Origin of the sequence: Vibrio sp. Isolate22, from assembly GCF_022398115.1 — a bacterium.
Taxonomy (GTDB): Bacteria; Pseudomonadota; Gammaproteobacteria; order Enterobacterales; family Vibrionaceae; genus Vibrio.
Map to the genome: position 1 here is coordinate 1 of NZ_JAKEUW010000101.1, position 7,833 is coordinate 7,833.

The 7,833-nt window shown below is 43.3% G+C and carries 8 protein-coding genes and 2 tRNA genes; 4 read left to right on the top strand and 6 right to left on the bottom strand.

Features of this window, described 5'->3' with window-relative positions:
- Positions 1–160, top strand: a 160-nt coding sequence (locus L1D55_RS26265; RefSeq protein ID WP_239919203.1) for an IS3 family transposase, incomplete at its 5' end; no start/stop codon positions are given.
- On the opposite strand, the gene L1D55_RS26270 is transcribed toward L1D55_RS26265, so the two are convergent.
- The 5 genes from L1D55_RS26270 to L1D55_RS26290 form a co-directional block, all read right to left on the bottom strand.
- Positions 157–834 (bottom strand): DUF6538 domain-containing protein, encoded by a 678-nt coding sequence (locus tag L1D55_RS26270; protein WP_239919421.1) that lies wholly within the window; start codon positions 832–834, stop codon positions 157–159. The two genes, L1D55_RS26265 and L1D55_RS26270, sit on opposite strands and share 4 nt — an antisense overlap.
- A gap of 87 nt (positions 835–921) precedes the next feature.
- A tRNA-Ser gene (locus L1D55_RS26275) sits at positions 922–1,012 on the bottom strand.
- A gap of 399 nt (positions 1,013–1,411) precedes the next feature.
- Positions 1,412–1,502, bottom strand: a tRNA-Ser gene (locus L1D55_RS26280).
- A gap of 138 nt (positions 1,503–1,640) precedes the next feature.
- Complete coding sequence (locus tag L1D55_RS26285; protein ID WP_239919422.1) at positions 1,641–3,443, bottom strand: DUF3413 domain-containing protein; 1,803 nt, start codon at positions 3,441–3,443, stop codon at positions 1,641–1,643.
- Between the two features lie 28 nt (positions 3,444–3,471).
- Positions 3,472–3,699: a YejL family protein gene (locus tag L1D55_RS26290; RefSeq protein WP_004740674.1), complete on the bottom strand. Its 228-nt coding sequence runs from the start codon at positions 3,697–3,699 to the stop codon at positions 3,472–3,474.
- 84 nt (positions 3,700–3,783) lie between these two features.
- Between L1D55_RS26290 and yejK the strand changes: the two genes are divergently transcribed.
- The 3 genes from yejK to L1D55_RS26305 all read left to right on the top strand — a co-directional run bounded on the left by yejK (position 3,784) and on the right by L1D55_RS26305 (position 7,556).
- On the top strand, positions 3,784–4,788 hold the full coding sequence (gene yejK, locus L1D55_RS26295) for a nucleoid-associated protein YejK (RefSeq protein ID WP_061033755.1): 1,005 nt from the start codon (positions 3,784–3,786) through the stop codon (positions 4,786–4,788).
- 106 nt (positions 4,789–4,894) lie between these two features.
- Entirely contained in the window at positions 4,895–6,301 is a 1,407-nt protein-coding gene (locus L1D55_RS26300) for an Hpt domain-containing protein (RefSeq protein ID WP_239919423.1), read from the top strand.
- A 76-nt stretch (positions 6,302–6,377) separates the two neighbouring features.
- Entirely contained in the window at positions 6,378–7,556 is a 1,179-nt protein-coding gene (locus L1D55_RS26305) for a chemotaxis protein (RefSeq protein WP_239919424.1), read from the top strand.
- A 40-nt stretch (positions 7,557–7,596) separates the two neighbouring features.
- Here the strand turns inward: L1D55_RS26305 and L1D55_RS26310 are convergent.
- Positions 7,597–7,833 (bottom strand): transposase (locus L1D55_RS26310; protein ID WP_239916214.1); only part of this gene is annotated, 237 nt, incomplete at its 5' end.

Below are 7,833 nucleotides of genomic sequence, written 5' to 3' on the forward strand. Positions count from 1 at the left end.
TATGAAAGTGGAAGCGATCCAATATGAGCCGATTATGACGAGAGAGCAGATGCGCCAAACGATCTTCGAGTACATAGAGGTTGATTATAATCGAACGAGAAGGCACAGTGCTCTTGGGTATCTAAGCCCAGTTAACTTTGAACAACAAAATGTCGCTTAATGAAGTGTCCAGTCTGGCTGGAGCAGATCAGCTTTTATAGACTTCTTGAAAGTCGCTTTGATATCTGCAGACACGTTTCTTTCAATCAAAGACATGGTCGCACACCAACGTATAAATTGACTTAACGCCGCGTAATAATCTTTACAGCTTTTCGCTGAAAGACTAGAGCTATTGAGAGTCTTAATGTACTCCATCAGTGTCATTGCAGTTATTGTTGATAAACCAGATAGCGCTGTGCTCTCAAAGAAAAAGGTAATGCGCTGTTTCAACTGATGGACAGTCAATGCACTGACCCCTTGAACCCCTTTGAACTCTAGAAAGTGTTCTAACGCTTCACTCCAATGCTTTTCTTCACTCAAACGCTTAGAAGTATGACTTATAGAAGGTATACAACCTAAATGTAAGCGATCATCCTGCTTCTGTGATTGTAAGTTCAGATGGTGGGACAAGATGCCTTTTAGATGCAACTGAAACTCTGAAAAGCACAGAGAATCTGTAGTACGAAAGGCCTCTTTGACAGCACTGACAAGGCTTAAGCCAATGACTTTAGCTAGCTTAGGGTCTTTTGTTCGAAGGCTGATTTTTAGATCGAATGGGAATCCCAACGCTTTCAACTGTGCTGGAGTACAAATCCGTGCGTAATAGACGCCGTGGGGAGATTTTTGTATATACATTGACTTACCTCGTTGTTTCGAAGCAAATTCAAGTCTTACAGATACAAAAAAAGCCTTTGATAATCAAAGGCTTTTTTTGATGAATAGTGGTGGAGGGATAGGGATTTGAACCCTAGAACCGCTATTAACGGTTGCCGGTTTTCAAGACCGGTGCTTTCGACCACTCAGCCATCCCTCCGATGCCGCGTATAATATAAGGGTGGCTTTGGCTTGTAAATACCCTTATTAACTGACTGCTTTATTTATGAACGCTTTTCGATATTTTTGTATTGAATGGCCATTTATCGTGCGCTTTGCTGATGTTTTATCGTAACCAACAACTAAAAACGGATAGCTAAAAGTTAAAAGCGAATGCTAAAGAACGGCATGAGTCACGAGAGTCGTGAACTAGATAGATAATAACTGGAATCTTTAGTTGAGAGCTTAGCTAGGTGACAAAGGGGGGAAGGCGAGATAACCGTGAGTCTACGTTATTAACGGCTACTTAAGTTTACTTAGTCTGAGGGGGAAGCGTAAAGAGAAGTCGTAAATCCCAGATGTAAAAAAGCCGCTGATTTCTCAGCGGCTTTCTCTAATGTGGTGGAGGGATAGGGATTTGAACCCTAGAACCGCTATTAACGGTTGCCGGTTTTCAAGACCGGTGCTTTCGACCACTCAGCCATCCCTCCAGTGGCGTGAATAATATAAGGGCATGAGGATCTTGTAAACCCCTAATTTACATAAATTTGTTCTGTTGCTTGTTTTCTAGGCATTAACGGCAATAAAAAAGGGAAGCAACTGGCTTCCCTTTTTTGTTTGGTGATCATTTAATCATTCTTTGCGTAGAATCGCTGTAATTCAGTAAGACCTTGCATTAGAACTGGTAAGCGAGGGCTTACATTTTTTAGTCGTTGGTAATCTTGGTCGTACAACTTGTAGTTACCAAACTTATCTAACACCGTAGTTTGCTTATCTGTCACTAGTGCTAACTCACGAGAATCACCCGCAAGAACCCATTTTCTCTTACGCTCATCAAACAAGCTACGGCCGCTGCTAAAGTCAGTTGGGTTTGAAGATACACCCAGTAGCTCTTGCATTAGTGTTACTGAAATATCTAAGTGGCTAGAGCGGTGAGTGTACTCAGACGCTGATTTACCTGGCCAGCTGATAAACAGAGGAACCTGCAGCTGATAACGGCTGTAGTTAGAGTTTGCACCCCAGCTGTTAGTCTTGGTTTCGTTAAACTCAGTACCGTGATTAGAGGTAATGATAACTACCGTATTATCGATAAGATCTAAGCGTTCCAATTCAGCGTAGATGGTTGCAAGCTGTGTGTCCGCCGCTTGAGCTGATTTTTGGTAATCGGCAGCAAAACGTTCTGCTGTTGTTAACGCTGAATCTGACTCTGCTTCTGAGCTTGCAAAGTTGTCCAGTGTTGTCAGCTCAATAAAGTTGAACCAAGGACGTTTAGCTTTCGGTGATTCCACCCAGTTTGACCAGGCTTGGATTGCACTGTGGTCATTAAACGTCGCTTGCTCTGACATGATTTTACGGCCTCGGAAGATGATGTCCGAGTACAGTGCATCGTCAAAGTTGTCACCGCTGAATGCAGCAAACTTGTAATTGTGGTTATCTAATACATCCAACAGAACTGAACTCGCACCTTGAGCTTCAATGCTGCTTGCGTAGCTGCTAGGAAGGCCATAGAACAAGCCAAAAATACCAAACATGTCGTTGCTAGAACTGTAATGATTGGTGAAATTGATCGACTGTTGTGCAAATGCGTAGCTGTTTGGCATTGATGTTTCGTTAAGAGCATCTGCGCGCAGGTTATTCACACTCACCATCAGGATGTTCAAATCATCACTGCGGCGGTTGTACTGAATTTCTTCTAGCGGGTAGCTAACAAGGTTTACATTGCCTTTGTTCGCTTCTAAACGCTCTAAATATTCTTCACGGTCTAACAGACCATGTTTCTCCATAAAGCTTTTCGCTGTCATTGGGTAAGACAGTGGGAAGTTCGCTTTTTGGCTCGTAATTGGGTTATAGAAGTACGCATCAGCCCACATGTAAGTCAGGTGGCTACTGATGAAACACAAGAAGAAGACGGCGGTAATTGGACGGCCGATGTGTTTATGAGAAAGTTTTCGCTGCTTACGCCAAACCCATTCAGATAGGCCAAGTTGCAATAAGAAAATAAGCGGCATAACAATGAAGAGGTGCTGCAAATCAGACGTAAATGCAGATTCCTCTCCACTGAATAAAACCTCCCACACGACAGGCGTCAGGTGGAGGTTTATATTTTGATACGTTTGAGTATCAATCAACAGGACAGTTAAACCTATGGTCGCAAAGCAAACGGCAACCAAACGTAATAACTTCCTCGACGGAAGAATAAATGTGAGCGGGAACAGCACTAATAGATAGAGCGCAAATACCAAAAAGCCGAAATGACCAACCCATGAAGCAGCCAAGTAGAATTGACCCAGCAGGGTTTCTGGCCAAGCAGATTGAGTGATATAACGAGTACCAATCAACATCGCAGCAATGATGTTGAAAAATGCAAACCAGTGACCCCAACCAACCAGTCGAGATACACGATCGCTATATGAGTTTGCGCTGTCTACCATTTATAATTCTTTTATCCGTCAATCAAATTTAGTGAGACTTTTTATCTTCAAGAGAAGAAATTAAAGCCTCGGCAAATTTTTCAGCAATTCCTTTGCGTTGTGAAGCAGCAACGTTCTGATTTAAGACATTGGTTGCGATATTTCCAGCGATCATCAGTGAAAGTTCTGGTGAAGCTTTGTGCTTAGATAGTACAGCACCTACTTCAGCTAGGATTTTTTCAACTTGTTCATCTGTGTATTTAGATATAATCGGCATAAGGACTCTAATAATGATAGTAAAAGCGGCTTATGATAACCTACTATGCACGACAACTGAAACCTGAACGGTAATATTTTCACTATGAGCCTTCACCTTTCCAACGTAATTTTACACCAGCTGAGCAAGAACGATCAGGAAGAACTGATTGTTAACTATCGTGCTGAATCTCTAGAAAACGATGCTTCTTCTGAAAGCCTAGTTGCTGAACTTCATCGTGTTTTTAACTCAAAAGCAGGCAAAGGGTTTGGCTCTTTCAAATCTGACAGCGAATTCCAACAGTGGTTGCATCAACTTCGCGCTGGTGAGACAAACTTTTACGATTTTTCTCAAAAGAGTGCGCAACGTCTAAAAGACGAGCTTTCAAAATACCCATTTGCTGATGAAGGCATCTTGGTAATGGCTGAATATCAGTCACTTGCAACTGATTACCTTTTCATTGGTCTACTGCCTTCAAACCAGAGCTTGAAGGTGACAGAAGGGCTGGATATCAGTGCGACTGACTACTTAGATATCTCTAAAATGGACATCGCCGCTCGCTTAGATCTTTCTACTTACGAGACAGACAAAGAGTCAAACCGTTACCTAACGTACATCAAAGGACGTGTTGGTCGTAAAGTGGCTGACTTCTTCTTAGATTTTCTTCAAGCGGAAGTAGGTCTGGATGCAAAACTGCAAAACCAGGTGCTAATGCAAGCGGTAGAAGATTTTGTTTCTGATTCTAAATTAGAGAAAGAGGAAGCGATCAGCTACAAAAAGCAGGTTGCTGATTACTGTAACGAGCAGTTAAAAGCGGGTGATGAGGTTCAAGTGCGTGAACTGTCTGGTGAATTACCAGCAAGCTCAGATGGCACCAGCTTCTTTGACTATACTAGTGAGCAAGGCTACGAGTTAGAAGACAGCTTCCCTGCAGATCGCGCAACTATGCGTAAACTAACAAAATTTGTTGGTGCTGGTGGCGGTTTGAATGTTAGTTTTGATAGTCTGCTTCTAGGCGAACGTATCTTCTACGATCCGGAGACAGATACGCTAACGATTAAAGGCACACCGCCAAACTTACGTGACCAACTGACTCGTAATAAGTCATAGTCCGAAGTGAATAGTAAGCGGCAGTAGGATGCTGTCGCTTGTTTTTGTGCTTTGTGTCTTCGCCATAGCAATAATGGCTTCAAGTTAACACGCACAAGGAATATAGATGGAACAATCAGTAGCAAAGCCCACTCGCTTTAATAAACCAGCCACTTTTTTAGTTGTGATTTTGGTTCTGTGGCTACTTCCTTCATTGGCACTTCTCAACCTAAGCCGTTCCTACACCAACTCTCTTGCTCAAATCGAAGAGCTGGGTATTCGCGTTAACGAATTAAGACAGTCACTCTATTTCTCGGAACCACTTCGCGTCTCACGCATCAATGAGTTAGCTCTTGACGCTCAATTAGTTTATTCGATTCGACTTCAGATCGAATCCGATTTCCAAAACGCATTTTTTCGCCCTGACGTAAACCAACTGCTTTATGTGGCAGACCAGTTCTTGGACAAATTTGACGAGTTCATTCCAATCGAAAGTCAGGTTCAAGAGATTGTCGATAACATCAAGCTTTTACGCGCAGACAAGCAACTATCTCCCAAGTTAAAACCGTTGCTAAATGAATTTGGTGTAGTGGTGTTTGAGGCGATGTACTCAGATAGCCAAAGCTCATCGGCGACTTACCGAGCTTTTGATTCTATTCTCGAGAAATCTTACAAGTTGAAAACGCCAGAGCAAGATGCGATTCAACAACTACTGGCTGATGCTTCCGCATTGCTCGTAGATTACGCACAGCTGAACTTTTTAGTCGATAAGATTAAGCAGAATTCGGTGAACAAGCAGATCATTAAGTTAGAGTCAGAATATCATGAGCGCCAGTTTAATTTGCTGGTCGCAATGTTAGGTCTGAGCTTGGCTGCTATGATCGCTCTGATTGTTTGGAGCGTGAGCGTGAGAAAGGCCTCTTCGCAATTTACAGCTGACCAGAATATCTCTCCTGAACCTAGCGAAGAAAAGGTTGTTCAATTTTCTGATAAGGATGAGGAACTGTTTTCAGAAAGCAGCGGTGATTCATCTCCTTTGGCAACCGGGCAGCACGAGGCTGAGCAAGAGGTACCAGAAACGGTAGTGAACGAGTCATCAGACTATCTACAGCAACAGAATATGAACATTGAAAGTCAACCAAATACGATTGAGACGCCAACAGCTGAGCGACACGTTGCTAGCGTGACGGATTCGAAACCAGCGATTGATATTGAAGAGATGCTCGAAACACTCGATGGCGATGCAGAGTCGGTTGAATTGTTGCTTGGGGTGTTTGTTCAAGACCATGCGGACGACTATGAGAAGTTTAAAGCGCTACTGATTAACGATGAAACCTCGGCCGCACGTGTTGTACATAGCCTAAAAGGTGTGGCAGGTAGTATTAAAGCGTCGCGATTAGCCATTATTGCCGCAAGTATTGAGATGACAATGAAACAATCTCGAGCGATCAGCGAACACGACTTGAATGAACTCGAGCTTGCGATAAAAGCCTCTGTGGATTCCGCTGTCGAATATTTAGATAATCAGCGTTAACTTTTGCGGGAGTTTTGACAATACTCTGACGAAGTGTTCATACAATCCGCGCCCTTAGTCTTTGTCAGAGGTTTATATGTTACGAGTTTCGAGTCGAAGTTGGATGGTGTTGGTGCTTAGTATTGTGCTAAGTGGTTGTTCTCTATTGGAAGTTAAGTTAGATAGTCAAACGACGCCTCTCACTCAACAAGAGCTGAATGCTCGGCTCATGACGCGTGAATACGCAAAGCTGTTTTTTACACAAGTTGAAGACTCGGCTGATTTAATCGCGCAATCTTATCCTGCTGATGACACCTTACATCAATCTTATGTTTTGCTTTGGAAGATCCATGCTGAGCAGGGCTTACAGCAATCGGCTTACCAAACCTCTCCGATGTCCGCGCTCATCGATACTTGGGTGTTTACTGCGCAAATGAATCAATTCTATGCCGAAGGTGAAGGATCGAATCTGTTCACGACAGATCATGCGGTTAACACTGCGCGCTCTCTCGACCAAGAAGCAGAAAAGCTAGCAAAGGGCGTTCTAAGCTCGAGTGACTTTAAGAAGAGCAAAGCATTCGTTGCTGAGTTTGTTGCGAGCAACCCATTTAACGACCTAACGTTCAGAAGCAAGCCTGCTTATCGAGAATGGCTAACTTACCTTGGCAAAGATGAATCACAGATTGTTCAGAGCCTAGGTACCATGCCAGAAGCGATGAGCGATGCATCCGAGCGTTTAAGCCTGATGGCGGACCAAACGCCAAAACTGATGTCTTGGAAAGCAGAATTAGTAGCGATGAATAGCTCACTGACGGGTGAGGATTTGTCGATGACACTAGAAAGCCTTCGCCAAACGTCAGCAAGTATGCAGGATTTCATTGAGAATAATCCTGAATACATGCAAACACTGGCTTCTATTATGTCGGCGGAAATGCAGCCGCTGCTTAATGATCTTAGCGATAAAACAGACCAAAAACTGGCTATGCTGAGCGATGAGCGTGTGGCGTTAGAAAAGATGGTGACACGTGAAAGAGAAGCGTTAGTTCAGATGATCGAGAAAGAGCGTATCGAGATCGCGGGTATCGTGACATCAGAAAGAGAATTGTTCACTCAAGATTTAGATCGCGTTTCGCAAGAAGTGGTTGTACTCGCGATTGATAAGCTAATGGAGCTAATCAAAGGTGTGATTATCTACTTTATTCTGTTTATCTTGGTGGTGTTCTTCGCACCGTTAGGTATCGGTTATTGGCTGGGTAAACGAACCGCAAATAAATAACCCAATAAAAAGAGCGCTCTAGGGCGCTCTTTTTTTAGGTTCATCGCGGCTTTCCGGGGAAAGCCGCTTTTATCTTCAAGAAGAAGTAGTCTGTATCTCGATACCCATACCCCATTCGCTTGATTAACTTTATTTTGTTGTTTATCCCTTCCAATGTGCAGGTGTTGAGCGGATAACTTGCCGATCCAATAATACCGTGAAGATAAGGCCTCAGTTTTCGTGCGAACTCTTTCAATGGCTTAATTCCACTTTCTTGCACTTGTGCCCACCATACCTC